The sequence below is a fragment of the Paenibacillus sp. alder61 genome, assembly GCF_020179875.1.
Lineage (GTDB): Bacteria > Bacillota > Bacilli > Paenibacillales > Paenibacillaceae > Fontibacillus > Fontibacillus faecis.
Window position 1 is genome coordinate 199,189 of record NZ_JAIUDG010000012.1, and the last position, 14,584, is coordinate 213,772.

Annotated in this window: 11 protein-coding genes; 6 read left to right on the plus strand and 5 right to left on the minus strand. The window is 53.5% G+C overall.

What is annotated here, in order from left to right; all coding sequences use genetic code 11:
- Nucleotides 1-1,092 carry a bifunctional 3-deoxy-7-phosphoheptulonate synthase/chorismate mutase gene (locus tag LBW89_RS14765; protein ID WP_148449956.1) on the plus strand — a complete coding sequence of 364 codons (1,092 nt, stop codon included), beginning with the start codon at nt 1-3 and terminating at the stop codon, nt 1,090-1,092.
- Here the strand turns inward: LBW89_RS14765 and LBW89_RS14770 are convergent.
- The gene (locus LBW89_RS14770) at nt 1,089-2,174 is read right to left on the minus strand and encodes a lactonase family protein (RefSeq protein WP_225039433.1); all 1,086 of its coding nucleotides are present in this window, start codon (nt 2,172-2,174) and stop codon (nt 1,089-1,091) included. The genes LBW89_RS14765 and LBW89_RS14770 overlap by 4 nt on opposite strands.
- 175 nt (nt 2,175-2,349) lie before the next feature.
- Between LBW89_RS14770 and LBW89_RS14775 the strand changes: the two genes are divergently transcribed.
- Nucleotides 2,350-2,715, plus strand: a complete 366-nt coding sequence (locus LBW89_RS14775) for a LytTR family transcriptional regulator DNA-binding domain-containing protein (RefSeq protein WP_225039434.1) — start codon at nt 2,350-2,352, stop codon at nt 2,713-2,715.
- A 103-nt stretch (nt 2,716-2,818) separates the two neighbouring features.
- On the opposite strand, the gene LBW89_RS14780 is transcribed toward LBW89_RS14775, so the two are convergent.
- Nucleotides 2,819-3,811 (minus strand): aldose 1-epimerase, encoded by a 993-nt coding sequence (locus LBW89_RS14780; protein ID WP_225039435.1) that lies wholly within the window; start codon nt 3,809-3,811, stop codon nt 2,819-2,821.
- Nucleotides 3,812-3,937: 126 nt separating this feature from the next.
- Nucleotides 3,938-5,185, minus strand: a complete 1,248-nt coding sequence (locus tag LBW89_RS14785; RefSeq protein ID WP_225039436.1) for an MFS transporter — start codon at nt 5,183-5,185, stop codon at nt 3,938-3,940.
- A 183-nt stretch (nt 5,186-5,368) separates the two neighbouring features.
- Here LBW89_RS14785 and LBW89_RS14790 point away from each other — a divergent pair, with 183 nt between their 5' ends.
- The 4 genes from LBW89_RS14790 to LBW89_RS14805 all read left to right on the plus strand — a co-directional run bounded on the left by LBW89_RS14790 (nt 5,369) and on the right by LBW89_RS14805 (nt 11,160).
- Nucleotides 5,369-6,262, plus strand: coding sequence for a C40 family peptidase (locus LBW89_RS14790; RefSeq protein ID WP_225039437.1), 894 nt, complete (start codon nt 5,369-5,371; stop codon nt 6,260-6,262).
- A 189-nt stretch (nt 6,263-6,451) separates the two neighbouring features.
- Nucleotides 6,452-7,363 (plus strand): molecular chaperone DnaJ, encoded by a 912-nt coding sequence (locus LBW89_RS14795; protein ID WP_225039438.1) that lies wholly within the window; start codon nt 6,452-6,454, stop codon nt 7,361-7,363.
- A 135-nt stretch (nt 7,364-7,498) separates the two neighbouring features.
- Complete coding sequence (locus tag LBW89_RS14800; RefSeq protein WP_225039439.1) at nt 7,499-8,551, plus strand: LacI family DNA-binding transcriptional regulator; 1,053 nt, start codon at nt 7,499-7,501, stop codon at nt 8,549-8,551.
- Between the two features lie 167 nt (nt 8,552-8,718).
- Complete coding sequence (locus LBW89_RS14805; RefSeq protein WP_225039440.1) at nt 8,719-11,160, plus strand: GH36-type glycosyl hydrolase domain-containing protein; 2,442 nt, start codon at nt 8,719-8,721, stop codon at nt 11,158-11,160.
- Between the two features lie 79 nt (nt 11,161-11,239).
- Here the strand turns inward: LBW89_RS14805 and LBW89_RS14810 are convergent, their stop codons facing one another.
- Both LBW89_RS14810 and LBW89_RS14815 read right to left on the minus strand, forming a co-directional pair.
- Nucleotides 11,240-12,688: an N-acetylmuramoyl-L-alanine amidase family protein gene (locus LBW89_RS14810; protein WP_148449970.1), complete on the minus strand. Its 1,449-nt coding sequence runs from the start codon at nt 12,686-12,688 to the stop codon at nt 11,240-11,242.
- A 229-nt stretch (nt 12,689-12,917) separates the two neighbouring features.
- Entirely contained in the window at nt 12,918-14,414 is a 1,497-nt protein-coding gene (locus LBW89_RS14815) for a DHA2 family efflux MFS transporter permease subunit (protein ID WP_225039441.1), read from the minus strand.
- Nucleotides 14,415-14,584: the final 170 nt, after the last annotated feature.

A 14,584-nucleotide genomic window follows, 5' to 3' on the forward strand; every position in this document is an offset into this window, starting at 1 on the left:
ATGAGCCAAACCTTGGAGGATTTGCGCGCCCAGCTAAGCCGCATAAACCACGAGATCCTTCGCCTGTTGAACGAGCGCGCGGAAGTTTCATGCGCCATCGGGGAGATCAAAGAGAAACAGGGGGTTCCGAAGTTTGACCCGGTGCGGGAAAAAGACATGCTCGATGAACTGACGCGGCTGAATCCCGGTCCGTTCCGCGATGCCGAGATCAAGCATATCTTCAAGGAGATTTTTAAGGCTTCGCTTCACTTGCAGGAAGAAGAGCATCAACGGCAATTGCTGGTCAGCCGTAAGAAACAGCCGGAAAATACGGTGATCGCCGTAAACGGCACACGCATCGGCGGCGAAACTCAGGTCATGATCGCGGGTCCATGCTCCGTAGAGTCCTATGAGCAGTTGCAAACGGTGGCCTCCGCCCTTCGGAAGGCCGGGATCAAGGTAATGCGGGGCGGCGCCTTTAAACCCCGTACCTCTCCGTATGATTTCCAGGGTCTGGGGATCGAGGGGTTAAAAATGCTTAAAGAGGTGGCCGATGAATTCGGATTGTCGACCATCAGCGAAATCGTTCATCCGGCTCACATCGAACTGGCGGAGCAGTATATCGATATCATCCAAATCGGAGCCAGAAATATGCAGAATTTTGAGCTCCTTAAAGAGGCGGGCAAAGCCCGCATTCCCGTATTGCTGAAACGGGGGCTCGCCGCCACGTTGGAGGAGTTCGTACATGCCGCGGAATACATCGCGGTTAGCGGGAACAGCCGGGTCATGCTCATTGAGCGCGGCATTCGCACTTACGAGAAATGGACGCGCAACACGCTGGACATTTCCGCCGTACCGCTGCTGAAGCAGGAAACCCACCTTCCCGTGCTGGTCGATGTGACGCACTCCACGGGAAGAAAGGACATCCTGCTGCCCTGCGCCAAAGCCGCCCTAGCAGCCGGCGCCGACGGGATTATGGTGGAGGTTCATCCGGATCCGCAAACCGCTTTGTCCGACGCCGCCCAGCAGCTCGATATTCCGCAATTCGCCGAGCTGTGGGAAGGCATTACGTCGTCCGGTCTTTTCAAGGAACAAGCTTCCGCTGAAGCTTAACCAAACAGGACGGGACGCACGCACACCGGCTTCGACACGGTTGCGGTCTTCCCGGTAAATTGCAGCCGTCCGGTTTCCCGATCAACGCGGAACAAGACCAGATTGTTCGCATCCCGGTTGGCCGCGATCAGATGGCCGCCGTCCGGCGTCAAGGCGAAGTGACGGGGATGTCCGCCTTCGGTGGATACATACTCCACAAGGGAAAGCTTGCCGCTGTTCTCATCGATGCTGTACTGCACGATGCTGTCATGACCGCGGTTGGAACCGTATAGAAAACGGCCGTCCTTCGACACCGCCACTTCCGCGGTCGTATTTTCCCCTTGAAAATGGTCGGGCAGCGTGGAGATCGTGTCGACCGGCGTCAAACGTCCGGAATCGGCGTCATACCGATAGGTCGTCATGGAATTCCCGACTTCATTAATGGAGAAAACCCACTTCCCGTTCGGATGGAAGGCCATATGCCGGGGGCCGGAACCCGGCGGCGTGATCGCATCGGAGACCGGTTTGAGCGTACCTGACTCGGCTTCAAAAGCGTAAGTCCGCACCAAATCCAGGCCCAGATCGGCTACAAGCATGTAACGGTTATCCGGGCTGAACAGCGAGGAGTGCGGGTGCGGCCGATCCTGTCTCTCGGGGTCGGCCCCCTTTCCCGCATGCTGCTGTTCGTCGACCAGGGAGCCCACCAACCCATCTTCTTCAAGCTTGGCCAACCCTACGTTCCCGCCATGATAGCCTGACAACGCGATGTATCGGTTCTCCCTGTCGAGAGCGATATGCGAAGATGAGGGCTGAATCGTATGACTCCGGTTCAGTTCACGGAGCCGTCCAGTTTCAGGATCGACCGCGAACGCAACGGCTTCCCCGATTCGTTCCCCCGCCTTATTTTGGGTTTCGGCAATGCTATACACTTTGCGATGGTCGGCATCCACGCTCAAGAAGGTCGGGTTTTTGAAGCCGGATACGGCGTCAAGACGCTCGAAGTCCTCTTGGACAGGGTCAAATGCATAGACGTAAACCCCGGTATTGTCCGGTTCGGCATAAGATCCCACGAATATAAGCAGACGTTGCGATAAGTTTGACAAGAAATTCGGCCTCCTTTTTATATGTTCTTTCTAAACTATTCTTCCGTAAAAGAACGAAAAAGTCCAGCCGTTCGCTTCGGAAGCTTTTAAATTTTAAGCATATCCCCTACACAAACGCGTAAAAATATGGTATACTGCAAGCGCTTCCACAACATCTTCTAAAGGGGGATTTGGAATGATGAATGTCGGATTGGAGAAGAAAGACGTTTACGAGGATTTCGACCCGCACGACACGTATTTCTTCAAAATTGGGGCTCACGGACTCGTTTGTTTCCATGGCAGAAATTATAGTATAAAACAGAGACTTTCCGCCGAACAAACCTCCGAGCTCGTAACGGACCCTTCCTTCTACCGCATCAGTACCAACTGTTACGTCAATTTGCCGAAAATCGCGGAGATTCGGGACAATGTCGTATTGTTCCGGGATGAAGTCCACGGAATCAAGACGATTCAGGTTCCCCGGCGGAACCTGGAGCAGATCAAGCGTCTGCTCCCTGTGTCCGGACACCGCGGAACGGCCGGTATGGATCAGGTAGGCTAAGCGAATCAACGCAAGAAGTGCGGGTTGCGAAGGGAGCTGTTCCCTCCGCAAACCCGCACTTTTTGGTTTCCTGTATGCCGTACTTCGGAAATTCCCCCGACCCTTACTTCACATATAAGCGGGCGGTCTCTTCCCAGATTTCCCCCGGCGCCAGGCTGAACAGGCCGATTTCCTCCGCAGGCAGATCCACGTTCGGCGCGTTGACCAGGTTGATCTGAGGTTCGGGACAGAAGAATCCCTCGGTCGCCCCGTTGTTCCAAATCATCCACTGCTTGTACGAGGCCCCGACATCATAAACCAGCGTCTTTCCGATCTTCGTGTCGGTCAGCTCCATCCGGTTTCGGCCGTTTTGCGGAACCGCCGTGTAGTGGTTATCCATGGAAGCGTAAAAAGGATAAATGCCCTCGCTTTGCAATTGCTTCTCCTCTTCGGTCAGCGCCTGATGGTTCCCCGTCGGGAGCATCCGGTTATCAAGCTCCCACCGCTTGCCGATCGTCAATTTGACGCGATAATCCTTCGCTTCGCTGTCGGGAGCAAACGGTGCGTTTACCGCCGTATGGAAGGCCAGCAGACACGGCATTTCCTGTTCATCCAGGTTTTGCACGAATAAATGCTGGGATAGCCCGTCTTCGCTCAAACTGTATTTTAATCTCACCGTAAAGCGGAACGGGAGGTAACGGTAGGCGTCGTGCCCTTCATCGACCGCGGCTTTGACGGTAACGAAACTTTCCAGTTTGGTATGTCCGTAATCCTCCACTTCCCAAGCGGCCGTGTGCAAAAAGCCGTGCAGGTGGTTTCCGGTCGCTTCCTCGTTCACCGGGAACCGGTACTCCTTCCCTTTCCAGGGAAATACGCCGGCCTGATAACGGTTTGGCGGGAATAATACCGGGATCCCGTAGACGCCCGGATTGCTTTTGAAGTCGTCCATTTCATGCCCCGCCGGTTCACGCAAAAAACGGTAACCGCTTTCGGTATCGCGAAAAGCTAATAAGTTCCCTCCCACACCGGGTACCATGGCGGCTTCATATTTTCCGGCCTGCAGCCAAACTGCGGGCTCCCCGTGAAACGAACCCTCGTATGCCTTCAATTGTGCCATCTCGCTAATCTCCCCTAACACCTCTTAGTCATGATTGCTTCCTTAACCTGGTAAGGATTATACCGAATGCCGGTTCAAAAGTCATCTTTTCCGGTCACAATCGGCGAATTTTCGGACTTAACTTAATTAGGTATCCCGCAAAATCCGCCGGCCAAATGTCATCGCCAGCACAATCATCAGGATGCCGACAACCAACTGCAAACCAAAGACCTGGGTCCATTTCGGCCAATGCTCGATCCATTCATACATTTGGCCGCCGATAAGTGGACCGAAGAAGGACGCCACCCCCGTAATCGCCGAATACATCGCCATGTACATCGGTCTTTCCGCCTTTGGCGTGTCGCCGATCATAAAATTAAACGCCAGCTGGTTAAAACCGCCCACTCCGATCCCGAAGAGGATGTGCGCCAGAAACAGGACCGGCAGGGCCGGGAATACCGAGATAAGCCCCCAGGTCAGAACGGCCAGCGCGATCAACGGCATGGTCCACAGCAGCAGCCTCCGATTGCTGTATCTGGCGTTCAGATTGCCCCAGACGTAAAAGCTCCCCATCATAAAGACCGTCTGCGTCACGTTCAACAAGGAGATCGTTTTATAGTTGATTTCCAGCAGCTCCAGCATGACGTAGGAATACATCGGGACGACCAGATTTTGCAAAAACAGAAAACCGGCGATAAAACCTGTCGCTTTAATAAAAGAACGGTCCTTCAGCGGCCGCTTGAGCATAGGCAGAAACCCGGTCTCCCGCGAGCGCTCGAACGGCAGATCCGGATAAAAGAAAAAGGTCGCGATATTGGCGGTAATGCAGATCCAGGCAACGATGTACAGGTACAAAAATCCCTGTCCCCCGGGGAACCGGTCAAGCAGCATGCCGCCGATAAACATAAAAAGCGTGCCCAGACCGTTCAAAATCGTGTTCCGGATCCCGAAGTACCTTCCCCGCACCCTCGCCGGAACGATATCGCTGATCAGCGAATTCCAAAGCATCCCCACAAACGTGTTCAGCAGGAAAGCCGAGACGTAAAATCCGATATAGGCGGCGACCCAATATTGCTGGGGAAACAGAAACGGAGCCAGTCCCGTCGCTCCCCACAACACCCGTTGAACGGTGCCGAAGATGACAAACGCCCATTTCCGGCTGCGGATTTTCTGAATCAGATAGGCCACCAACAACTGCCCGATATTGACGAACGTCGTGATCGCCAGCACAAAGCCAAGTTCCCCGGAAGTCGCTCCGAGATAAAGTAAAAAGCCTGTTAGAAATTGACCGCCGAGCAGCGTCTGAAAAATGACGGAGGGAATTCCTTCCCATGTCGCCATCGCCAAATTTCTGCGCTGTAACGACGGTTTACGCTGGGTACTCTGTTTAAACATGATGCCGCCCCTCATATGGCACTCTCCTTGTCTTGGTGAGAAAACCTCGAACAACCGGGAATTTCCCCCAGCTTACATAAAAACAACAGACTATTACATACTTCTACATATCCGATCTTTTCCCGGAGCGGGCTGCCCCGACAACTCCGGGACTAATCCACAGAAATGGAGTGCGATACGCAAATGAGCATTGCACCGAAAAAAACTTGGGGCCTCTTGCTTCTCGGGCTTCTGCTGTTGGCCGCCACCGCCTGCGGAAATCGGCAGCCGGGTCCCACCGCCCAATCCGTCCCTACTCCGGAAAACCCTTTAATCCGTACCGGTCCTGAAGGCACCCCGGCGGACAACGAATGGATTCCCCTTACGCAGATTGCCGATTCACTGGGACTGCGGCTCCGGGAAAGCCAGAACAGTGCGCAAATGGGTTTTACCGATGTCATGTTCGAACTGACTCCGAGCCAAAAATCCGCGGTCTCTTTCGGCAAACAGGTGACTTTAGCACACCCTCCGTTAAGACAAAACGGAAAAACCTACCTGACGGCCGAAGCACTGTCCGACCTGCTGCAAGGACAAGTTCGGAAGGATCCGCAGACGGGGGAAGTAGAGATTGCTTCCGTCGGCGGGGGGCATGCCCCGGACATAGCCCGGCAGCCCCGTAGCCGGGGGTTTCAGGTGTTCGGCCTGGCTGAAAACCGCGATGAGCTCGTGTCCTATGCCAAACAATTCATGGGCGTATCCTATGAATTCGGAGCCGCGCCTTACGAGCAATCTCACACCTTTGACTGCTCTTCCTTTACGCGTCATGTGTTTAAACATTTCGGGGTCGACCTTCCCCGCCTCGCCAGGGATCAAGCCAAGGAAGGGAATCCCGTAGAACGATCCGAGCTGGTTGCGGGGGACCTGATCTTCTTCACGGTTCCGGGCAGGTTTGAGAGCGAAAAAGTCCCCGGCCATGTCGGGATTTATATCGGCGGAGGCAAATTCATCCATACCTGGGGAGATCCCGGCGTACAGATCAGCACGCTGGACAGCGGGTATTGGCACGACGTGATCTTGTCGATGCGCCGGGTACAGTAAATCCTAAACCCATGTTATTTTTGGCTGCCGGGAGGCCTCAGGTCCCCGGCTTTTTTGTCTTCCCCGCCCCCTTCCCCCGCTATTTCCCTTCGTTACAAATACAAAGTATAATGAATGGTAGGACCACTTTCCATATCATTTCTAGAACAATAGAGAGCAAAAAGCACTTATAATTAGAGGAGATTGGCGATGGACGAACTGAAAAAAGCTTATGAAACTTTGGGACTTCCCGAGAACGCTTCCAGAGAAGAAGTGGAGAAAGCCTTTGAGCGGGTGCTTCGTAAATCCCGTTCCAAATCGGCGGGGGCCGAATCCGGCGAAACCGAATACGAAATGAAGCTGAGGGCTTACAAAACGATCGTGGAGCATGAAGAACGCAGTAAAATCAACGAAATGAGCCGCAAACGCTACGACAAATGGGGAAAATTCGCAGGGACCGCCGAGAAGATCGATGACTTTTTCCGCTTGTACCGGACGCACGTCATCATCTCCGTCATTGCGGTCATCGTGCTGGTCGCCGGGACGGTCGCTTTCATCAACCACCGGGAGGAACAGAAACGGCTGGCCGCCCTGCCTCCCGTCGATTTGTCGATCATGTTTGTAGGCAATTATATGTCGGACCAAAATCGAGGCGGGGACGAAGGTCTGGAACAAGCAATGACCGCCCAATTTCCGGAATGGAAGCGGCTGGAAGTGCTGCTCACCTATCTGCCTCCGCAGGGTCAGGGCGTGGGAACCACAGATATCGCTTATCAGCAGAAGGCCATGGCGGTCGTGGCGACGGAAACCCCGGATGTATACATTCTGGACGAGAACTCTTTTAAATGGCTGGGCGGCGGCGGCGTTCTGGAACCCCTGGACGAAGAGGCCGAAGGCGTGCTTAAGCCGCTCCTGAAAGAGGATTCGCTCGTAAAGGGACGAACGGAAGATGATACGGAAGATCATATTTACGGCATCCGGGTCTCGGACAGCGCGCTGGCCAAAGAGCTGCCGCTCGCAATGGACGACATGATCGTTACGCTCCGAATCGACAGCAAAAACAAGGACAAAGCCCTCCATTTCATCGAACGCTATCTGGAGCCGGGCGTGTCGGCTAAGTAACCTCCATCCCCTCCCGAATTCTTAGAACGGAATTCGGGAGTTTTTTGAAACGTCAAAAATAAGGAATTGATTTCAATCGGAACATCCACTAAAATAGTCTCATAAACGCGCGTTTACAAGAAAGTAGGGAACCACATGCGCAGCGAAGATATTGCCAAATTGGCGGGGGTCTCCCGAAGCACCGTGTCCCGCGTCATCAACAATTATCCCAACGTTCCGGAAGCCACCCGGGCCAAGGTACTGCGCGTGATCGAACAGTATCAATACGAGCCTAACAGCTTCGCCAGAGCGCTGGCCGGCAAACGAACCGATACGATCGGCCTGTTCGCCATCAGTATGAACGAGAAGGAAAACGCGAGCCGGATCTACCAGAACAGCTATTTCGCCCCGATCGTCGACCTTGTCGTCGATACGGCGAATGCTCGCGGGTTCTACGTGCTCATTCATACGGTCTACTCGCCCGAGGATTTCCAGAAGATCAAGCAGGCCTTTCTGCAGAAGCGGATTGACGGAGGGATCCTGGTCGGAACCCAGAAGGACATCGAACTGGTGCGGGAACTTGTCGGCCAGAACGCTCCGCTCGTGCTGATCGATTACGACATCTCCGAAATCATGGCCGAGCGGCTGAACAAGAGCCACCTCGCCGTCATCAACTCCATGGATTACGAAGGCACGGTCGAGGCGATCGAGTACTTGATCGGGTTGGGCCACCGGGAGATCGGCATCATCAAAGGCAGGATGAACACGTTCTCGGGACGGGAACGTTATACGGCCTTCGTCAACACCCTGCGGAAGTACGGACTTCCGGTGCGGGAGGAATTTGTTCTGGAAGGCGACTTCCTGAAGGAAACCGCCTATCGGGAAGCGCAGCGACTGACTGCGGGCGGTAAGCTTCCGACAGCGTTGTTCAGCTCCAATGACGATATGGCGATCGCGGCGATGGAAGCGTTTGCCGAACACGGCGTTTCGGTGCCCGAGCATCTGTCGCTTATCGGCTTCGACGATGTCCAGCTTGCCGCCGTCATTAGTCCGAAGCTGACTTCCGTCAAGCTGCCGATCGACGATATGGCCAAAGCGGCCGTCTCGAAGGTCATCGATCTGTGCAGCGCGGAAGAGCCCACGTTCAGCACGGTCAGCTTTCCGACGCGGCTCGTTGTCCGGGATTCCTGCAGACCGCCGCAGGCTTGAGCGCCGATGAACCACCTTCCTTTGACCTTCGATTCGGCCGGCAAGGATGGCCGTTTATCGGGGGCAACCGCCTGATTCGCCCCTTTGTTGCCGCTTGCGGCAATCGGGGCGGTGCTTTTTCGCTAAAATAAACGCGCGTTCATAAACGAAGGGAGAGCAATTATATTATGAAATTCGGACATTTTGACGACGTTCGCAAAGAATATGTCATTAACACACCGCAAACTCCGTATCCTTGGATCAACTATTTGGGCAACGAGCAATTTTTCGGCCTGATCTCCAATACGGCCGGCGGCTATACCTTTTACCGCGACGCCCGCCTGCGGCGGTTGACGCGTTACCGTTATAACAACATCCCGCTGGATACGGGCGGCCGCTACTACTACCTGCGCGATCACGACACCCAGGATTTCTGGACGCCGGGCTGGATGCCGGTGAAGCGTGATCTGGACTTTTACGAGTGCCGCCACGGTCTCGGCTATACTTCGATTACGGGCGAGCGCGGCGGGATTTCCGTCACCCAACTGGCCTTTATTCCGCTCGGTTATAACGGGGAAGTTCATCGCTTGACGGTCAAGAACACCAGCGCGGCGGCCAAAACGGTCTCCCTCTTCTCTTTTGCCGAATTCTGCCTGTGGAACGCCCAGGACGACATGACGAACTTCCAGCGCAATCTTAGCACCGGCGAAGTGGAAGTAAAGGATTCCGTCATTTATCACAAAACCGAATACCGCGAACGCAGAAACCACTACGCGTTCTATTCCGTCAACCGGGCCATCGACGGGTTCGATACGGACCGCGAATCCTTCGTCGGTCTTTATAACGGCCTCCATGAGCCGCAAGCGGTTGTCCAGGGCAAAGCGAACAATTCCGTAGCCAGCGGCTGGTCTCCGATCGGTTCGCACGAAGTGAAGCTGAACCTGGCACCGGGCGAGGAGCAAAGCCTTGTCTTTATTTTGGGCTATGTGGAAGTGCCGGAGGAAGAAAAATGGGAAGCGCCAAGCGTGATCAATAAAAAACCTGCGCTGGCCATGATCGAGAAATTCGCCACGGATGCCGATGTGGATCGCGCGATGGAAGAGCTTGCCGCCTATTGGAATGGACTGCTCTCCAAATATCAGATCAACAGCGGCGATGACAAGTTGAACCGGATGGTCAACATCTGGAATCCGTATCAGTGTATGGTTACGTTCAACATGTCCCGCTCCGCCTCCTATTTCGAATCCGGCATCGGCCGCGGTATGGGCTTCCGGGATTCGAACCAGGACCTGCTCGGATTCGTGCACCAAATTCCGGAGCGCGCCAGAGAACGGATTCTCGATATCGCCGCCACGCAGTTCGAGGACGGCAGCGCTTATCACCAATACCAGCCGTTGACCAAAAAAGGCAACAACGAAGTCGGAAGCGGATTTAACGACGACCCGCTCTGGCTCATTCTCGGGACGGCCGCTTACATCAAAGAAACCGGCGACGTCAGCATTCTGGATGAACAGGTGCCGTTTGACAGCAATCCGAACAATACGGCTACCTTATTCGAACATTTGAAGCGTTCCTATTATCATGTCATCCATAACCTCGGACCTCACGGCTTGCCGCTGATCGGCCGGGCGGACTGGAACGACTGTCTGAATCTGAACTGCTTCTCCAAAGAGCCGGGCGAATCGTTCCAAACGACGGAAAACATCGCCGGACATACGGCGGAATCCGTCTTTATCGCCGGTTTGTTTGTTTTCGTCAGCCCGGATTTTGCGGAGATCTGCCGCATGCGCGGTCTGGATGAAGAAGCTTCCGCGGCGGTAGCCCATATGGAAAAAATGCGCGCCGTTACGCTCGAACACGGCTTCGACGGCGAATGGTTCCTGCGGGCCTACGATCATTACGGCCAAAAAATCGGCAGCAAGGAAAACGAGGAAGGCCAAATCTTTATCGAGCCGCAAGGCATTTGCGTTATGGCCGGCATCGGCGTGGAAGAAGGGCTTGCCGACAAGGCGCTGACTTCCGTTAAAGAAAAACTCGATACCAAGTACGGTATCGTGCTGCAGCAGCCTCCATACTCCAAGTATTATCTCAACTTGGGCGAAATTTCCACGTATCCGCCTGGGTATAAAGAAAATGCCGGCATTTTCTGCCACAACAACCCTTGGATCATGATCGCGGAAACCGTGCTTGGTCACGGGGACAGAGCGTTCGAAGTCTATTCGAAGATCGCTCCGGCTTATCTGGAGGATATCAGCGAAATCCACCGTATGGAGCCGTATGTCTATTCGCAGATGATCGCCGGCAAAGACGCGGTTCGTCACGGGGAGGCCAAGAACTCTTGGCTGACCGGTACCGCGGCTTGGAACTATGTGGCGATTACCCAGGCGATCCTGGGCATCCAGCCGGACTTCCGCGGCCTGAAGGTGGAGCCTTGCATCCCTGCCGCATGGGACGGCTTCGAGATTACCCGCGTATTCCGCGGCGACACTTACGTCATCAAGGTGCAGAACCCGAACCGCGTTTCGAAAGGCGTCAAGAGCATGACGGTCGACGGTCAAGCGGTAGAAGGCAACATCATCGTTCCGATCGGCGACGGCGGCGTGCACCAAGTTGAAGTGGTATTAGGCTAGTTAAAAAAACCAGGGCAGGGGATTTCTCCCCTACCCTGGTTTTTTGCATCCTATACATAGGCACGCACGAAGCGGCCCCCTACATTCCAGAGATATCCAAATATTCTTTTATCCCATCGACAATGGCTTGGGCCGCCTTGTACTGCATATCCTCGGAGAACATCGCTTCCTCGTCCGACGGGTTGCTTAGAAACCCGACCTCTAACAGAACCGCAGCCATACGGGTCTCTCTAATGACTTGAAAATTTCCGTCCTTGACGCCGCGGTCTTTTAAACCCATGGCTTCCACTAAGCGCTTATGAATCGCGTCGGCTAATTCTTTGCTGCTGCTTCGTTTATAATAAAAGGTTTCCGTTCCGGTCGTTTGCGGTGAAGAGGGCACGCTATTGCCGTGAATCGAGACGAACACATCCGCATTGCCATCATTGGCCATCGCCACGCGCTCCGGGCGGGTTGGGTAAACATCGCTTTCACGAGTCATTACGAGATGAATCCCGGGCTCCTGTAAAAGTAACTCCTGGACTTTCAAGGCTAACGCCAGAGTAAACTCCTTTTCAGGTCTCTTGCTGTAGCTCGTTGTCCCCGGATCGCTGCCGCCATGACCCGCGTCAATTACTACCGTTTTGAGTCCCGGTTGGACGACGGGATCTTGGGGAGTAGCAGGATTATCAGGAGTAACAGGATTATCTGAATTAACAGGATCGGAAGAATTCCCCGCTTCGCTTAAATCAACGATCAAGTTGCCTTCCTGAAATTCATAGTTATACCGAAGTTCTTGGTCCTTCTTTAACTCGACAACGATCCGGACTTGTTCCGGATCACGCTGAAACAGCGAATATCGAATGTCGGCGATCTGGGCACTTCCGCTCACGTCCAAACTCCCGTTCAGGCCGGCTCCCAAAGGCTGAAACGTATCCGCGAATGCGGTATGCGGCAAATCGATGACTATTCTATCAGGATTCGGCAGTGTAAATAGAGTGGGAGTAACCTGACCGTTCATCGAGATAACAAGCTGATCGTTGTTAAAATTGATTTCGTTTATATACTTCAATGATTCCTCGGCTTGTTCTTCCGGCGGAATCACATTTTTTTCTTTACTTGCAAGATATACGGTTTTATCGGCGTTGTTCCAATTTACCTCCAGCCCCATCTGCTCGCTGACAAAACGAATCGGAACCAATACCGTATTTTTTTGCACGAGGGGTGCGGTGCTTAGCAACACTTGCTTATCGGCGACCTTCGCTTCTTTCTGGCCCACTTTTAAAGAAATCGCATTCGACTGGTTTTCGATTTTAACGTTTTGCGTCTTTTGATCCCATTTAACATTGAATTGTAAATTTTCGGCCACAACCCTTATGGGAATCATCACGCTGTTGTTGATACTGGCGACTTCCACGCCTTCCGGGGGAAGGATTTCCTGGCCGTCCAGGACGATTTTGGATTGCGCGGGTTTTGCATGAATTTCCTGCGGAAAGAACGCGATGAAAAAAGTCAAACTGAAAAATAAAAAAAATATAGCCTTTTTCATTTCTACACCTCTATTAGTCGTCACAATCTATGATTTTGTTATGGCTACTCTTCCCCTGCCACAAAGGTATGTCCCCCCATCTTGTAATTATTTCTACATGGATAGATAGTTTCCCTCCCAAATCTACATTATTTTTCATTTTTTTATTTTTAAAGAACGTAAAAAAAACCAACCGCAGTAATTCCTGCAATCGGTTTTTTAAAAGCGTACGAGATACGCGGGCTTTATATCAGGCTCTTTTGTTGATCCGGTTACGACCGCCCTGGCCTACCCGCACTTTACGGATAAAGAAAGACAGCAAAAAGGCCGCCAGTGTGATCCCCGTAGCGACTTCGAACGCAAAGTCGATCCCGTTGATGGTCGCTGCTTTGGTAATCTGCGCAAGCTGCTCCGTATTCGCCGGGTCCCGCGGGTTAATGCCCGCCGCCAGAATCATCTCCGTCACCCGATCCTTCGTCCGGGAAGACATGATGGAGACAAGCAGCGCGGTTCCGAGCGCGCCCGCGATCGTGCGCAGCGTATTCGACATGGCCGTTCCGTGCGCGTTCAAGCGGGCGGGCAGCTGGTTTAAGCCGGCCGTTTGAATCGGCATCATCAGCATGGACATGCCGAACATCCGGACCGTATAAATGAGAATGAGCTGGGTGTAGGTCGTGCTGTCCGTCAGTCTGCTGAACTCCCATGTCGTCACGGTCGTGATGGCCAGACCGGTCACCGCCAGCCACCGGGCTCCGATTCTGTCGAAGATGATCCCGGTCACCGGGGACATGATCCCCATCAGGATCGCCCCCGGCATCAGCAGCAGGCCGGATTCCAGCGGCGAGAAACCGCGGATCGTCTGCAGGTAGATCGGCAGTAAAATCATGGCCGCGTAAAGCGCCATCGTAACAATAACGTTGATTACCGTCGTTAAGGAGAACATATCGTAGCTGAACACCCGGAATTCCAGCATCGGATGGCTGCTCTTGACTTGACGCCACAGGAAAAGCGCCAGGGCGACGGCGCCGACGATCAGACTGACGGTCACTTCACCAGCGCCCCAGCCCAAGCTTCCCGCTTCACTAAAGCCATACAGGATGCCTCCGAATCCCAGGGTCGAGAGGATGACCGACAGCACATCCAGTTTGGGACGCGATACTTCGGTGACATTTCTCATAAATATAACGCCTAGAATAACCGAAAGCACCGAGAACGGAAGGATAATCCAAAAAAGCATGTTCCACGGATGATGTTCAATAATCCAGCCCGACAGCGTTGGGCCGACAGCCGGGGCGAACACCATGGCAATCCCCATCGTGCCCATCGCCTGACCCCGTTTTTCAATCGGAAAAATCGTCAGAAATACGACTGTCATCAGCGGCATAAGTACGCCAGCCCCCGCGGCTTGAATCAGGCGGCCCGTCAATACCATCTCGAAATTCGTACCGATTCCGCAGACGACGGTGCCGATCGTAAAAAGCGTCATCGCCGCCACAAACAGTCCCCGCGTCGTAAACCGTTCCATCAAATATGCGCTGACCGGAATGAGAACACCGTTGACCAGCATAAATCCGGTGACCAACCATTGTATCGTCGTTTCCGTGACTTTCAAATCGCGCATCATGTGAGGCAACGCCACGTTCATCAAAGTCTGATTCAAGATGGAGACGAAGGCTCCGATCAGGAGCGCCATGACGATCGGCCATCTTTTTAGAGGGAGCGCTCCGGCATTCGCAGTATTTTCCATGCGGATTCTTTCTCTCACTTTCTCAAGTAGGATGAACTTTTATACGGCATCAACTTTTTTTCTATAACCTTTCCCAAGTTCTTTGGTCATATGCAGTGAAGATTAGATCTATCCGCATTCCACAGTCGGTGATATAATCAATGGTAGATATATCCTATTTTTCAAGGAGG

What these genes read in the sequence shown, in the direction of transcription:
- LBW89_RS14765 (WP_148449956.1), top strand. Translation starts at nt 1, where the DNA reads ATGAGCCAAACCTTGGAGGATTTGCGCGCCCAGCTAAGCCGCATAAAC.
- LBW89_RS14775 (WP_225039434.1), top strand. Translation starts at nt 2,350, where the DNA reads ATGATGAATGTCGGATTGGAGAAGAAAGACGTTTACGAGGATTTCGAC.
- LBW89_RS14780 (WP_225039435.1), bottom strand. Translation starts at nt 3,811, where the DNA reads ATGGCACAATTGAAGGCATACGAGGGTTCGTTTCACGGGGAGCCCGCA.
- LBW89_RS14785 (WP_225039436.1), bottom strand. Translation starts at nt 5,185, where the DNA reads ATGTTTAAACAGAGTACCCAGCGTAAACCGTCGTTACAGCGCAGAAAT.
- LBW89_RS14790 (WP_225039437.1), top strand. Translation starts at nt 5,369, where the DNA reads ATGAGCATTGCACCGAAAAAAACTTGGGGCCTCTTGCTTCTCGGGCTT.
- LBW89_RS14795 (WP_225039438.1), top strand. Translation starts at nt 6,452, where the DNA reads ATGGACGAACTGAAAAAAGCTTATGAAACTTTGGGACTTCCCGAGAAC.
- LBW89_RS14800 (WP_225039439.1), top strand. Translation starts at nt 7,499, where the DNA reads ATGCGCAGCGAAGATATTGCCAAATTGGCGGGGGTCTCCCGAAGCACC.
- LBW89_RS14805 (WP_225039440.1), top strand. Translation starts at nt 8,719, where the DNA reads ATGAAATTCGGACATTTTGACGACGTTCGCAAAGAATATGTCATTAAC.
- LBW89_RS14810 (WP_148449970.1), bottom strand. Translation starts at nt 12,688, where the DNA reads ATGAAAAAGGCTATATTTTTTTTATTTTTCAGTTTGACTTTTTTCATC.
- LBW89_RS14815 (WP_225039441.1), bottom strand. Translation starts at nt 14,414, where the DNA reads ATGGAAAATACTGCGAATGCCGGAGCGCTCCCTCTAAAAAGATGGCCG.